General features: G+C 76.3%; 12 protein-coding genes. 3 read left to right on the forward strand and 9 right to left on the reverse strand.

What is annotated here, in order from left to right; translation table 11 throughout:
• Positions 1-187: 187 nt before the first annotated feature.
• Positions 188-1,501: a phosphodiester glycosidase family protein gene (locus QSK22_RS09900; RefSeq protein WP_285493752.1), complete on the forward strand. Its 1,314-nt coding sequence runs from the start codon at positions 188-190 to the stop codon at positions 1,499-1,501.
• A gap of 29 nt (positions 1,502-1,530) precedes the next feature.
• Here QSK22_RS09900 and QSK22_RS09905 read toward each other — a convergent pair whose 3' ends face one another.
• The gene (locus tag QSK22_RS09905) at positions 1,531-2,526 is read right to left on the reverse strand and encodes a helix-turn-helix domain-containing protein (protein ID WP_285493753.1); all 996 of its coding nucleotides are present in this window, start codon (positions 2,524-2,526) and stop codon (positions 1,531-1,533) included.
• 112 nt (positions 2,527-2,638) lie between these two features.
• Positions 2,639-3,640 carry an alpha/beta hydrolase gene (locus tag QSK22_RS09910; RefSeq protein WP_285493754.1) on the reverse strand — a complete coding sequence of 334 codons (1,002 nt, stop codon included), beginning with the start codon at positions 3,638-3,640 and terminating at the stop codon, positions 2,639-2,641.
• Positions 3,641-3,803: 163 nt separating this feature from the next.
• On the opposite strand from QSK22_RS09910, the gene QSK22_RS09915 reads away from it, so the two are divergent.
• Positions 3,804-4,424 (forward strand): carboxymuconolactone decarboxylase family protein, encoded by a 621-nt coding sequence (locus QSK22_RS09915; protein ID WP_285493755.1) that lies wholly within the window; start codon positions 3,804-3,806, stop codon positions 4,422-4,424.
• 27 nt (positions 4,425-4,451) lie between these two features.
• Here QSK22_RS09915 and QSK22_RS09920 read toward each other — a convergent pair whose 3' ends face one another.
• From QSK22_RS09920 to QSK22_RS09950, 7 genes are read right to left on the reverse strand one after another with little or no spacing between them, the layout of a single operon-like run.
• Positions 4,452-5,819, reverse strand: coding sequence for an alkaline phosphatase family protein (locus QSK22_RS09920; RefSeq protein ID WP_285493756.1), 1,368 nt, complete (start codon positions 5,817-5,819; stop codon positions 4,452-4,454).
• Positions 5,816-6,964, reverse strand: a complete 1,149-nt coding sequence (eboE, locus tag QSK22_RS09925; protein ID WP_285493757.1) for a metabolite traffic protein EboE — start codon at positions 6,962-6,964, stop codon at positions 5,816-5,818. The genes QSK22_RS09920 and eboE overlap by 4 nt, the downstream gene beginning before the upstream one ends.
• Positions 6,965-6,983: 19 nt before the next feature.
• Positions 6,984-7,838, reverse strand: a complete 855-nt coding sequence (locus QSK22_RS09930; protein WP_285493758.1) for a TatD family hydrolase — start codon at positions 7,836-7,838, stop codon at positions 6,984-6,986.
• Entirely contained in the window at positions 7,835-8,503 is a 669-nt protein-coding gene (locus QSK22_RS09935; RefSeq protein WP_285493759.1) for an EboA domain-containing protein, read from the reverse strand. The genes QSK22_RS09930 and QSK22_RS09935 overlap by 4 nt, the downstream gene beginning before the upstream one ends.
• Positions 8,500-9,330, reverse strand: coding sequence for a sugar phosphate isomerase/epimerase family protein (locus tag QSK22_RS09940; protein WP_285493760.1), 831 nt, complete (start codon positions 9,328-9,330; stop codon positions 8,500-8,502). The genes QSK22_RS09935 and QSK22_RS09940 overlap by 4 nt, the downstream gene beginning before the upstream one ends.
• Complete coding sequence (locus QSK22_RS09945) at positions 9,327-10,241, reverse strand: SCO3242 family prenyltransferase (protein ID WP_285493761.1); 915 nt, start codon at positions 10,239-10,241, stop codon at positions 9,327-9,329. The genes QSK22_RS09940 and QSK22_RS09945 overlap by 4 nt, the downstream gene beginning before the upstream one ends.
• Positions 10,238-11,386 carry an inositol-3-phosphate synthase gene (locus QSK22_RS09950; RefSeq protein ID WP_285493762.1) on the reverse strand — a complete coding sequence of 383 codons (1,149 nt, stop codon included), beginning with the start codon at positions 11,384-11,386 and terminating at the stop codon, positions 10,238-10,240. The genes QSK22_RS09945 and QSK22_RS09950 overlap by 4 nt, the downstream gene beginning before the upstream one ends.
• A gap of 384 nt (positions 11,387-11,770) precedes the next feature.
• Here QSK22_RS09950 and QSK22_RS09955 point away from each other — a divergent pair, with 384 nt between their 5' ends.
• On the forward strand, positions 11,771-12,958 hold the full coding sequence (locus QSK22_RS09955; RefSeq protein ID WP_285493763.1) for an ROK family transcriptional regulator: 1,188 nt from the start codon (positions 11,771-11,773) through the stop codon (positions 12,956-12,958).
• Positions 12,959-12,983 lie beyond the last annotated feature (25 nt).

A 12,983-nucleotide genomic window follows, 5' to 3' on the forward strand; every position in this document is an offset into this window, starting at 1 on the left:
GTGCCGTCAACGAACGTCGGCTACCGAATGTTCCGGCGCGCGTCCGAAGCGTCGGCGAAAAGGCCGGGACGGCGGCGCCACGCCGGGCGCGCGGATACGGGCTCCGGGGCCGCCGCTGTAGGAAGATCACCACGTCGGCCGGAAGTCGCGGGGGAAGGCTCGTCCGGTGATCAGTAGGTTTGCTGCGGTGCTCGCAACGGCGGGCGCGGTGATGGTCGTCTGCGTTCTCGGACCGGGACCGGAATCAAGACCGGCGAGTGCGAGGGCCTCCGGCGCGGGGGACGCCGTTACCGGGCGGCCGCCGGACGTCGACGGCGCGGGGTCCGGGGAGCGGCCCGGCACGGCGGCGCCCGCGTCCCGCGCGGCCCTGCCGCTCGTCCTGCACTACACCGCGTCCCGGCGGGTGTCGCCGGGGATCCTCGCCAGGAGCTTCCACACCCGGGGCGTCGGCGGCCGGGTCGCCGGGCACCTCCTGGAGGTCGACCTCGCCGATCGGCGCGTCGGCGTGGGGCTGCTGCACCCGCCCGTGGTCGCCGCCCGCAGGAAGGTGTCGGCGATGGTGCGGGCGCAGCGCGCGGTGGCCGGGGTCAACGGCGACTTCTTCAACATCGGCGAGGTACGTGCGGGCGTCGAGGCGACCGGTGCGGCGTCGGGCGCCGAGGTGGACCGGGGACGCCCGCGCAAGGGCGCCGTGCCGGTCGGGCAGCGGTTCGGGCCGCCGCTGCCGCCGGCCGGCTCCGGCGAGGACGTCATCGGCGTGGACCGCAAGCGCGTGGGGCACGTGTCCAGGCTGCGCCTGACGGGCACGATCCGCTCCGGCCGCACCGTCCTGCCGGTGCGCGGGCTCAACCAGTACGCCCTGCCGGTGGGCGGCGCGGGCGTGTTCACCAGCCAGTGGGGCACGGCGTCCCGGCTGCGCGCGGTCTGCGGCACCGACCTGCGGCGCAACGCGCCGTGCAGCAGCGACGTGGCCGAGGTGACGGTGCGCCGGGGAGTGGTCGCGGACGTGCGCGGCACGGTCGGCCGGGGGCCCATCCCCCGGGGAACGGTCGTGCTGGTGGGGCGCGAGCAGGCCGCCGCCGCGCTGCGCGGGCTGCGCCGCGGCGACCGCGTCCGGGTCCGCTACCGCCTCGCCGGACGGCACCGCTACCGCTTCGCCATCGGCGGCTTCCGCATCCTGCACGACGGCCGGCCGTCCGCCGGGCTGGCCGACGCGGAGGCGGCGCCGCGCACCGCCGCGGGCGTCAGCCGCAACGGCCGCCGCATGTACCTGATGGTCGTCGACGGCCGGTCGGAGCGCAGCGGCGGCGTCACCCTCGCCGAACTGGCGCGGCTGATGTGGCAGGCGGGCGCCGACGACGCGGTGAACCTCGACGGCGGCGGCTCGTCCACCCTGGCCATCCGCCGCCCGCGCGACCGGGCCGCGACCGTGCGCAACACGCCGTCCGACGGGTCCGAACGCCCCGTCGCCAACGGCATCGGACTGTTCGCCCGCCGCTGACCCCGCGCGCCGCGCCGCCGGCGGCGCGGTCAGGGGCCGGGGGCGCGGTGCAGGCGGCGCAGCACCAGCGCCAGTTGCAGGCGGAGCTTGCCGTGCGGGCTGCGGACGTTCCAGCCCAGCAGCCGCTCGGCGTGCGCGAGGCGCTCCTGCAGCGTCGAATGGTGCAGCGTGAGGGCGGCCGCGGCGGCGCGCAGGCTGGTGGCGGTGGCCACGGCGTCCAGCGTGACGAGTATCCAGGGCGCGGCGGATGCGGCGCGCTCCAGCGCCGCCACGTCGGGCGACGGGGGCGTGCCGGGGCCGACCGACTCGGCGAGGACGGCCAGGCCCCCCATCTCGTCGGCGTGCACGACACGCGGCCCCGGGTCCTGGTCGGTGCCGCTCGCGGTCAGGCGCAGCGCGGTGCGCGCCGCCCGCCACGACGACGGCAGGTCGCGGACGGCGACGGCGGGGCCCACTCCGGCGCGCCGCCCGCCGGTGGCCGGGGGAGCCGACCCGGCGGCGATCATCGGATGCCCGCCCTCGACGGCGACCGCGCGGACCGCGCCGGCGGCGGGCAGCCCCAGCCGGTGCGCGGCCTGCAGCCGCGCGTCCTCCGGCGCGGACGCGTCGCACAGCAGCTCGACCAGCGCCGGGTCGTGCGCGGGCGCCCGGCCGCGGGTGCGGTCCAGCACGTCGCGCGCGGCCGTCGCGGCCCGTTCCAGCACGATCGCCTCGACCGTTCCGGCCGGGCCGGGGCGCTCCAGCCACAGCGCGGCGTCGCCGTCCGGCTCGACGGCGGTGCGGGGCCAGGCGGGGTCCGGCGGCGGTCCGGCGTCGTCGCGGTGCCCCGTCGCGGTGACCCGCACGCGCACCCGCCGCCGCGGGTCGACCAGCCGCGCCGGGCATCCGGCCAGCACCGCGGCGCCCCGGACGATCGCCTCCAGGCCGGCGCGGGCCTGCGACAGCCCGTCGAAGTAGGCGATCACCTGGACGGCCGCGCCCGCGTCCGGGTCCAGCGCCGCGAGCCTGCCCGCCAGCTCCCTCACGTCGCCATCATGGCACCGTGCGGCGCGCCCTCACACCCCGTGCGGGCGCGCCGCTCCGGTCAGGCGTTCAGGTCAGGTGTCCAGGCCAGGCGTTCAGGCCAGGGCGCTCCGGTCAGCTGTTCAGGATGCGGCGCAGCCAGCGCAGCCGGGCCTCGCGGGCCTCCCGGGAGATCGGGGCGTGCGGTGCGAAACCGTCGAAGCCGTGGAACCCGCCCGGCCACACGTGCAGCTCGGCCCGCCCGCCGGCCTGCCATATCCGCACCGCGTAGGCCACGTCCTCGTCGCGGAACGTCTCGGCCGAGCCGACGTCGATGAACGCGGGTGGCAGCCCGGAGAGGTCGGTGACGCGCGCGGGGGCGGCGTACGGGGACACGTCCGGGCCGCCGCGGGCGTCGCCGAGCAGCGCCGTCCAGCCCACGTGGTTGGCGGTGCGGTCCCAGACGTCCAGCCCCTCCATCTGCCGCACCGACGGGCTGTCGTTGCGGTCGTCCAGCATCGGGCACAGCAGCATCTGCGCCAAAAGCGGCGGGCCGCCGCGGTCGCGCGCCATCAGCGCCACCCCTGCCGCCAGGCCGCCGCCCGCGCTGGCCCCGGCGACGATGATCCGCTCGGGGTCGACGCCCAGCTCGGCGGCGTGCTCGTGGGTCCACACCAGGCCCGCGTAGCAGTCCTCGACGGGCGCGGGGTGCGGGTGCTCGGGCGCCAGCCGGTAGTCCACCGAGACCACCGCCGCGCCCAGCTCTTTCGCCCAGGGCAGCAGCGTCTCCGGCAGGCCCGTCCGGTGGTCGCCAAGGATCATGCCGCCGCCGTGGATGTTGTAGATCGCCGGATACGGCGCCTCGGCTCCCACCGGACGGCAGATCAGCAGGGGCACGTCCGGTGCGCCGGGCGGCCCGGGCACGGCCCGCTCCTCCACCTCGAACGCGCCGTCCAGCCGCAGGTCGTCGTCGGTGACCGGGGGCGTCGCGTCGATGCGCGCCTGCCGCACCTCGGGGATGGACTCCAGCGTCGACAGGCGGGCGATCTGTTCGCGTATCACGCCGAGCGCCGCGCTCAGTTCCGGGTCGAACGGCGGGGGCGGGCCCACCGGGGCGGGCTCCTGTGCAGTGGTCATTCGAGCCTCCTCGCGTCGGGGCGTGCCCCCCATGATCCGCGCCCTGGCCGCGGACTTCGACCGCCGAAAGGCGGACTCTTCCCGCCATGTGGCGGGTGCGGCCTAGGCTGCCCCCAGGTCCTGCGGAAGACCGCAGGTCGGCATGCGAGAGCGAGGTTACGGTATGCCCGGCGAGGAGACGCCGTCCCCCCGGTTGCGCAGGCTGCGGCCCGGTGAGCTGGACGCCGACCAGCGCGCCCTGTACGAGGAGATCGTGTCCGGCCCGCGCGGCAGGGGGCCGCGCCTGTTCGCGCTGACGGACGACGCGGGCGGCCTGGAGGGCCCGTTCAACGCGATGCTGCTGCGCCCCGCGCTGGGACACGCCCTGCAGGCGCTCGGCGCGGCCATCCGCTACCGGGGCGCGCTGCCGGACCGCTGCCGGGAGATCGCGATCCTCGTCGTCGCCGCCGTCTGGGACAGCGCCTTCGAACGCCACGCCCACGAGGCGGTCGGACGGGCCGCCGGGCTCGCCGACGAGGAGCTGCGCGCCCTGCGCGCCGGCGACCACGCCGCGCTCGCCGGCGAACGGGAACGGCTCGTCGCCGACACCGCCCGCGCCCTCGCCGACCGCGGCGACCTGACCGACGAGGAGTACGCCCGGGCCCGCGACGCCCTCGGCGACGACGGGGTGTTCGAATTGACCACGCTCGTCGGTTACTACGCCACGCTCGCCCTCCAGCTGCGCGTCTTCCGCGTCGCCGCACCCCGCGGGGACGGACCGGCCCGCGGCCGCGACCGCGGATAGGGCGCCGACGGCTGCGTTCGCGGCGGTTCAGGCGCTCAGGTCGATCAACAGCTGCTTGACCTCGGTGGCGTGGTACCGCTCCCGGGCCGCCGACGCGTCGGAGCAGATCAGCACGGGGCCGTCCGCGGGATCGTCGGGCAGCCGCCCATGGCTGCCGCGCACCAGGTCCCCGTGCAGCGGGACGACGTTCATCAGGTACCGCATGCCGAGCCGCTTGCGGGCCAGGGCCAGCCCGGCCCGCAGCCGCGCCGTGCGGTCGCCGGGGTCCATGAACAGCTCGGCGGGGTCGTAGCCGGGTTTGCGGTGGATCTCCACGAGCCGGGCGAAGTCGGGGGCGCGGGCGTCGTCCAGCCAGTAGTAGTAGGCGAACCACGCGTCGGGCTCGGCGATCGCGACCAGCTCCCCGGAGCGCTCGTGGTCCAGGCCCGCCTCGGCCTTGCCCGCCTCGTCCAGCACCCGGTCCACACCGTCCAGGCCGTCGAGCAGCGCCCGGACCCGGGGCGCGTCGGACGGGTCGCGGACGTACACGTGCGCGATCTGGTGGTCGGCGACGGCGAACGCGCGGGACGTCCACGGGTCCAGGTACTCCATCCCGTCCTGGGTGTACACGTGCAGCAGCCCGGCCCGGCGCAGCACACGGTTGATCTCCACCGGGCGCGACACGGACGTGATGCCGTACTCCGACAACGCCACCGTCGTCGCGCCCCGAGCGCGCGCGGCCGCCAGCAACGGGCCCAGCAGCTCGTCCAAGGCGGCCGCAGCCCGGGCGGCGCGCGGATCGTCCGGCCCGTACCGCTGCAGGTCGTAGTCCAGGTGCGGCAGGTAGACCAGGGTCAGGTCCGGGCGCTCCTCCTCCAGCAGCATCCGCGCGGCCCGGCAGATCCACCGCGACGACGGCAGCCCGGCACGCGGCCCCCAGTAGGTGAACAGCGGGAAGTCGCCCAGGCGCGAGGTGAGACGGTCGTGCAGCGACGGCGGGAAGGTGTAGCAGTCGGGCTCCTTGCGCCCGTCGGCGTAGTAGATGGGGCGGGGCGTGACGGTCCAGTCCACGTCGGCGCCCATGGCGTACCACCAGCACACATTGGCGACGGTGTAGCCGGGATGGCGTTCCCGAAGGACGTGCCACACCTTCTCCCCGCCGACGAGCGCGTTGTGCTGCCGCCACAGCAGCACCTCGCCCAGATCGCGGAAGTACCAGCCGTTGGCGACCACCCCGTGCCCGCTGGGCGGCTCCCCGGTGAGGAAGGTGGACTGCACCGGGCACGTCACGGCGGGCAGCACGGTGCCCAGCTCGGCCTGGAAGCCGTCGGCGGCGAGCTTGGCGAGGTTGGGCATGTGCGGCAGCAGCCGCGGGGTCAGCCCCACGACGTCCAGCACCACGAGCGGCGTTGTCATGCGTCCTCCTCGATGAGGCCGAGCCGGACCAGTTCGGCGCGCGTCCAGGCGAGCTCGGCGGCGATGCCGCCGACCAGGTCCGCACCGCCGCCCGGCAGCACCGTCCAGGTGTAGGTCTCCACCTCGACGTGGTCGGTGCGCGCCGCCGGCCCGCCCAGCAGGGCGGCCAGCGCGGCGCGCAGGTCGGCGCGGGTGGCGGCGAGCGGGGCGGGCGGATCGGCGTGCAGCGGAAGATGGAAGTGGACGCGCCACGGCCCGTCGCCCGGCAGGCCGCCGGCGAGCGCGTCCGGCAGGTCGTCGACCCGGCGGACGCCCCCGGCGGTGTGCGCGCGCGTCTGGTGCAGGTAGCGCGGTTCGGCGAACGCCTCGAGCCGCCGCCGCGCGGCCCGCGGATCGGCGGCGTGCAGCGCGGCCGACGCCTGCGTCTTCACCACCGGCAGCCCCGCCGCGTCCAGCCGGGCCAGCGCCTCGCCCGGCTCCTCGAACTCGACCGCAAGGTGGCAGATGTCCACACAGACGCCCACCCGCGAGGTGTCGACACCGGACAGCAGGCGGGCGGCATCGGCCGTGGTCTCCACCGCGCAACCCGGCTCGGGCTCCAGGCCGACCCGTACCGCCCGGCCGGTGCGCCTCTCCAGGTCGGCGAGCCCGGCGGACAGCGCGTCGAGGTGGCGGCGCGCCCGGTCGTGCCGCTCGCCGTCCCACCACGCGGCCCAGCCCAGCGGGAGCGTCGAGACGCTGCCGCGCACGACGTCGCCGGGGAGCAGCGCGGCGAGCACCGCGGCCAGGTCCAGCGTGTAGGCGAGCCGGTCGGGGTCGCTCCAGTCGGGCAGGTACACGTCGGTCTTGACGACGGCCCTGCCGAAGCCCGCGTAGGGGAACCCGTTGAGCGTCACCACCTCCAGGCCGCCCGCGGCCAGGGCGGCGCGCAGCCTGCCCAGCGCACCGGGATCGGCGGCGAGCTCCGCCGCCACGGGGCGCGGCAGCCACAGCCCCACCGACAGGCGCGGCACGCCCAGGCGGCGCCGCACCGGCACGGCGTACCGGTGCAGGCTGTCGAGGACGCCGGGGAGGTCGTCGGCGGGATGGACGTTGGCGCAGTAGGCGAGATGGACCAGGGTGCCGTCGCGATGCCGGAACCGCATGGCGCGTCCTCCGCGGGCGTCAGGCGGGCGTGCCGCGCAGCACCGAGTTGCCCTCGAACAGCGTCCCGGCGTCGGCGGGCACGTCCAGCACCAGCCGCCCGCTCTGCCCGTAGAACTCCACGGGGTTGCGCCACAGCACCTGGTCCACGTCGTCGTCGGTGAAGCCGGCGGCGAGCATCGCCTCGCCCGTGCGCCGCGTCTTGAGCGGGTCGCTGCGCCCCCAGTCGGCCGCGGAGTTCACCAGCATCCGCTCGGTGCCGTACTCGCGCAGGATCGCCACCATGCGGTCCTCGTCCATCTTGGTGTCGGGGTAGATGGAGAACCCCATCCAGCAGCCGGAGTCGGCCACCGGCCCCACGGTGACCTCGTTGAGATGGTCGATGACGACGCGTTCCGGAGGCAGCCCCGACTCGCGCACCACGTCCAGAGACCGGCGCGTGCCCGCCGCCTTGTCGCGGTGCGGGGTGTGCACCAGCACGGGCAGGTCGTGCTCGGCGGCGAGGGCGAGCTGCCGGGCGAACACCTCGTCCTCCTCCGGTGTCATCGAGTCGTACCCGACCTCGCCCACCGCGACGACCCCGTCCTTCTCCAGGTAGCGGGGGAGCAGGTCCAGGACGGGACGGCAGCGCGGATCGTTGGCCTCCTTCGGGTTCAGAGCCATCGTGCAGTGGTGCCTTATGCCGAACTGCGCGGCGCGGAACGGCTCCCAGCCCACCAGCCCGTCGAAGTAGTCGACGAACGAGCCGACCGACGTGCGCGGCTGGCCGAGCCAGAACGCGGGCTCCACCAGCGCGCGTACACCGGCCTGGTACATCCGCTCGTAGTCGTCGGTGGTGCGCGAGGTCATGTGGATGTGCGGGTCGAAGATTCTCACCGGACCTCCAGGAAACGGGCCACGTCCGCGGGGACGTCGCGGCCTGCGGCGGTGCGCTCGCGCGCGTAGTCGGTCATCATCCGGGTCAGCTCGGCGTCGGCGCGGTCGTCCAGACCGGCCACCACCGACAGCGGCACGCCGGTGAACACGCACTTGAGCACGGCCTGCCGCCACGCCGGGGCGGGCAGCCGCGCGGCCCCGTACGGGCCGACGGCGGCGGCCACCAGGCGGGTGTCGTTGGTGCGCAGCGCGTCGTGCAGCAGCGGCAGCGCGGCCCCGCCCACCTCGGCGCCGAGCGCGTCCAGCGACCGCAGCACGGCCCGCCGCTCGTGCGCGTCGCCGTGCCGGTAGAGGTCGTCGAGCCGCGCCGTGAGCGCTTCGCCGGTGCAGGGAAGCTCCAGCAGCAGCACCACCCGCGCCGCGTCGTCCACGGTCCAGGAAGCCGGGCGGCCGCGGCGGAGCGTCCCCCTGACGGGCAGGGGGCCGCGGCCGCAGCGGCGGCCGACGGCGGGCAGCAGCACGGCGGCCGCGCCGGCGTCGCCTCCGACGCGTTCGCGGGCGCCGGCGAGCCAGGTGGACGCCTCGGCGTCCAGCACCGGCGCCAGCGCCTCCGTCAGCTCCTTGCGCAGTTCCTCCCGTGTCACGCGCAGTTCCTCCCGCGTCATGAGACCTCCCTGAGGAACTCCAGTGAGCGGCGGGCGGCGCCGGGGGCGTCGTGGCCGTGGCGGGGCAGCTCCACCGACACCAGCCCCGTGTATCCCGTCTCGTCCAGCGCCTTCAGCACCGGCGGGAAGTCGATCTCTCCGGCGCCGAACTCCAGGTGCTCGTGCACGCCTCGCCGCATGTCCTCGATCTGCACGCCCGCCAGCCGCGGCCCGGCCCGGCGGACGCAGTCGGGCACCGGCTCGGGCTCCAGGCACCGGCAGTGCCCGATGTCGAGCATGATCCCCAAGCGCGGCGGGGCGCCGAGCCGGGCGGCGAGCCGCTCGTAGCCGCCGATGGTGTCGACGAACATGCCGGGCTCCGGCTCGAACGCCAGCGTCACGTCCCGCTCGTCGGCCAGCCGCAGCACCCGCTCGCAGCCCCGCGTCAGCCGATCCCACAGCACCTCCGGCGGGTCGGATCCGGCGGCCGCGCCGCTCCAGAACGACATCGCCTGCGCGCCGAGGTCGGCGGCGACGCGCACGGCCCGCAGCAGCAGGTCGACGCGGCGGTCCGCGCCGTCCCGCGACAGCAGCGTCGGCTGGTGCTTGCGCCACGGGTCCAGCAGGTACCGCGCGCCCGTCTCGACCACCACCGACAGGCCCAGCTCGTCCAGGCGGGCGGCGAGGCGGCCGACCGCCCGCGGCAGGTCGGGGGCGAACGGGTCCAGGTGCCGCACGTCGAGGGTGAGCGCGACGCCGTCGTAGCCCAGGTCCGCCAGCACCGCCAGCGCGTCGTCGAGCCGGTGGTCGGGGAAGCCGTTGGTGCCGTAGCCGAACCGCAGCGTCATGTCGGCGACACCTTCCGTGCCAGGCGGCGGGCCAGGGGATGGGCGGGGACGAGCGCCAGCCCCGCCAGCGGATGCCCGCGCGCGGCGGTCAGCGCGGCCTGCAACGGGATCAGCCCGAGGACGCCCGCGCCGACCGCCCGGCGGATGCGCTCGGCGCTCGGCTCCCGCACCGCCGCCGCCTGCGCGCCGCCGACCGCGGCGGCGTACGCGCCGAGCAGCCCCGCCGCCACCGCCCGCCCGGCGGCGCGGGACCGGTGCGTCCCGCCGGTGCGGCCGGCGATCTCGGCCAGCACCAGGGGGACGACCGGGGCGCCGGCCGCGGCGGCCAGCCCGACCCGGCGGGGCGTCGCCCCGGCCGCCTCGCCGCGGCTGAGCAGCGTGACGGCGAAGGTGTGCGCGCCGATGGCGCACGCGGCGGGCAGCGCGGCCCGCCACCGCCCCCGGCCCCCGGCCGTGGCGCCGAGCAGGACGTCCAGTCCGCGGCACAGCGCCATCGCGGCCGCAGCCGCGGGCGTCGGCTTGAGCAGCAGGTCGTAGGCCCACACGGCGGCGGCGAGCGGCACGGCGGCCCGCAGCGACCGGCGGCCGCCCGCCGTTCCGGCCAGCGCGAGGCCCGCGCCGGTCAGCCCGGCCGCCACCGCGAGCGCCGTGCCGGGCCGCACCCGCCCGGACGGGATCGGCCGCTCGGGGCGCTCCACCGCGTCCAGCCGCCGGTCGGCGTAGTCGTTGAGCGCCATCCCGGCCCAGTACAGGCACACCGACGCCGCCGCCAGGCCCGCCGGCCCGCGCCCGCCCCGCCATCCGCCGCGCAGTCCGCCCCGCAGGGCGCCGGCGGCGGCCGCGCCGGACAGCACGTCGCCGGGCACCGACAGCGCGGCCGGCGCCCGCACCAGCTCCGCCAGCGCCCTCATCGGCAGCCCCGGGCGGCGAAGGCGCACAGCGCGTCGTACTGCGCGGCCAGGTCGTGCGTCGTCGCGCCGATCGGGTCCTTGAAGAAGTAGGCCAGCTCCGGCAGCGGCCCGGCGCGCCCGGCCGCGTGCGCCGCGGCCACCAGGCGGGCCAGGTCCAGCACCAGGGGCGCGGCGAGCGCCGAGTCGTAGCCCTGCCAGGTGAACTGCAGCGTCATCCGGGCGCCCAGGAAGCCCCGGAAGGCCACGTGGTCCCAGGCGGTCTTCTGCTCGCCCAGGTCGGCGACGTAGTCGATGTGCAGCGGCCCGTCGACCGGGTAGCCGAGCGTCTCGGCCACCAGGCGCCGCTTGGACTCCAGCTTGCTGGCGGCGGCCTGCGGGTCGGCCAGGTTGGCGCCGTCGCCGCCGCCCAGCAGGTTGGTGCCCGCCCAGGACCCGACCCGCAGGTTCCGGCCGGCGAACATCGGCGCCAGCGCCGCCTTCACCAGCGTCTCGCCGGTCTTGCCGTCGTTGCCCGCGTAGGGGACGCCGCGTTCACGGGCCAGCTCGGCCAGCGCGGGCAGCCGCGCGCCCACCGACGGGGTGAAGTCGACGTGCCCGCAGCCCGCCTCGAACGCCGCGTAGGCGTAGCAGGCGCTGGCGGGCAGCACCATCGTGCCGGCGTCGAGGGCGCGCCGCAGGGCGGCCAGGGTGGCGTGCTCGGGACGCGGCGCGGTCGGCGGCTCGGTCGCCGTCACGTTCACCACGACCACCCGGTCCAGGCCGTGCCGGTCGCGGAAGGCGCGGATGTCGTCGGCCAGGCGGCGCAGCGTCCCGGCCGGGTCGCGGGTGCGGCCGTCGGCGCCGCCGGTGACGATGTCGGCCTCCACGGCGGCCAGCTCGCCGCGCAGCCGCGCGGGCAGGCCCGGCGGGAGCACGCCCGCGTCGGCGAGCTGCTCGGCCCGTTTCCGCAGGGGGACGTCGGCCAGGTCGTGGCCGCCGAACACCAGGTCGCCGACCGCGGGCAGCCCGGCGCCGGGGAAGCCGGGGGCCTCGCAGACGAATCCGGTGCGCTCGGCGAGCCCGGCGCGGACGGCCAGCGCGCCGACGACGGCCGTCGTCGCCACCGATCCGCGGGCGCCCGCCAGCCAGACGCCGGTTCCGCTCATGGTCAACCGCTCCTCGCTCGGTGCCGCGTTCCGGCAGGGAACGCGGGGGTGGGTTCGGCGATGTCGGGGACGCAGTCGGGAGTTGGTCCGCTCGTCGGGTTCGGCTTGTCGGGAGTCGGCTTGTCGGGGGTTCGGTGCGGGGCCCGCGTCCTTCACGATCGGTCAGGAGAACGACTTTGTCCAGAGAGTGAGAGAAGTTAGTCACAGAGTCGGCCGAATGCTTTTAGGGTTCTGCGAAAGTGGTTAGTCTCCGGAACGAAACAGGTCCACCCGGGCGCGTGATGTGGGCGTCGGCCGCCGACCCGCCACGGCTTCGGCCTTTCACGGACGGAAGGTTCTAGCATTAAGAACGAAAGCACGGGGGTCACGCGGGGGATCGAGGCGATGCGGACGATGGCTCGGCCCGAGAACGGGCACCAGGCCCGCCTGCTCGGCCTGCTCCGCGACGAGGGGCCGCGTTCGCGCGCCGAGCTCGGCGACGTGGTGCGGCTGTCGCGGTCCAAGCTTGCCGTCGAGCTCGACCGGCTGATCGAGCTGGGCATGGTCGAGCCCGCCGGGCTGGCCGCGTCCCGGGGCGGGCGCCGCTCGGGCATCGTCCGGCTGTCGTCGCGGCTGCGCTTCGCCGGCATCGACATCGGCGCCACCTCCATCGACGTGGCCGTGACCAACGGCGAGATGGAGGTGCTCGGCCACCTGGCCGAGCCGTGCGACATCCGCCAGGGCCCCGAGGTCGTGCTCGAACGCGCCCTGGACCTGCTCGGCAAGCTGCGCGAGCAGGGACTGTACGAGGAGATCCACGGCGCCGGGGTCGGCGTGCCCGGCCCGGTCAGCTTCCGCGAGGGCGTGCCCGTCGCCCCGCCGATCATGCCCGGCTGGGACCGCTACCCGGTGCGCGAGGTGATCAGCCGCGAGCTGGGCTGCCCCGCGCTGGTCGACAACGACGTCAACATCATGGCGCTCGGCGAGCTGCACGCGGGACTGGCCCGGTCCGTCGAGGACTTCCTGCTGGTGAAGATCGGCACCGGCATCGGCTGCGGCATCGTGGTCGACTCCGGCATCTACCGCGGGGTGTCCGGCTGCGCGGGCGACATCGGGCACATCCGCGTCGACGACGCCGGGCCGGTGTGCGCCTGCGGCAACATCGGCTGCCTGGAGGCCTATTTCGGCGGCGCCGCGCTGGCCCGCGACGCGACGGTCGCCGCGCGCTCGGCCCGTTCGCCGTTTCTGGCCGAGCGGCTCGCCCAGGCGGGCGAGGTCACCGCCGCCGACGTGGCCGCCGCCGCCCAGGCCGGCGACCCGGTGGCGGTGGAGATGATCCGCGAGGGCGGCCGCCGCGTCGGCCAGGTGCTGGCCAGCCTGGTCAGCTTCTTCAACCCGGGGCTGGTCATCATCGCGGGCGGCGTGGCCGGGCTCGGCCACACCCTGCTGGCCGAGATCCGCAGCGTCGTGTACCGCCGCTCCGCCCCGCTGGCCACCGGCAACCTGCCCATCGTGCTGTCGGAGCTGGGGGCCGCGGCCGGCGTCATCGGCGCCGCCCGGATGATCAGCGACCAGGTCTTCTCCACCGCCTGACCGGCACGAACGCCTCTTCCGCCTC

Source organism: Actinomadura sp. NBRC 104425 (assembly GCF_030269545.1).
Lineage (GTDB): Bacteria > Actinomycetota > Actinomycetes > Streptosporangiales > Streptosporangiaceae > Spirillospora > Spirillospora keratinilytica.

What these genes read in the sequence shown, in the direction of transcription:
- QSK22_RS09950 (WP_285493762.1), bottom strand. Translation starts at nt 11,386, where the DNA reads ATGAGCGGAACCGGCGTCTGGCTGGCGGGCGCCCGCGGATCGGTGGCG.
- QSK22_RS09940 (WP_285493760.1), bottom strand. Translation starts at nt 9,330, where the DNA reads ATGACGCTGCGGTTCGGCTACGGCACCAACGGCTTCCCCGACCACCGG.
- QSK22_RS09915 (WP_285493755.1), top strand. Translation starts at nt 3,804, where the DNA reads ATGCCCGGCGAGGAGACGCCGTCCCCCCGGTTGCGCAGGCTGCGGCCC.
- QSK22_RS09945 (WP_285493761.1), bottom strand. Translation starts at nt 10,241, where the DNA reads ATGAGGGCGCTGGCGGAGCTGGTGCGGGCGCCGGCCGCGCTGTCGGTG.
- QSK22_RS09935 (WP_285493759.1), bottom strand. Translation starts at nt 8,503, where the DNA reads ATGACGCGGGAGGAACTGCGCGTGACACGGGAGGAACTGCGCAAGGAG.
- QSK22_RS09920 (WP_285493756.1), bottom strand. Translation starts at nt 5,819, where the DNA reads ATGACAACGCCGCTCGTGGTGCTGGACGTCGTGGGGCTGACCCCGCGG.
- QSK22_RS09955 (WP_285493763.1), top strand. Translation starts at nt 11,771, where the DNA reads ATGCGGACGATGGCTCGGCCCGAGAACGGGCACCAGGCCCGCCTGCTC.
- QSK22_RS09910 (WP_285493754.1), bottom strand. Translation starts at nt 3,640, where the DNA reads ATGACCACTGCACAGGAGCCCGCCCCGGTGGGCCCGCCCCCGCCGTTC.
- eboE (WP_285493757.1), bottom strand. Translation starts at nt 6,964, where the DNA reads ATGCGGTTCCGGCATCGCGACGGCACCCTGGTCCATCTCGCCTACTGC.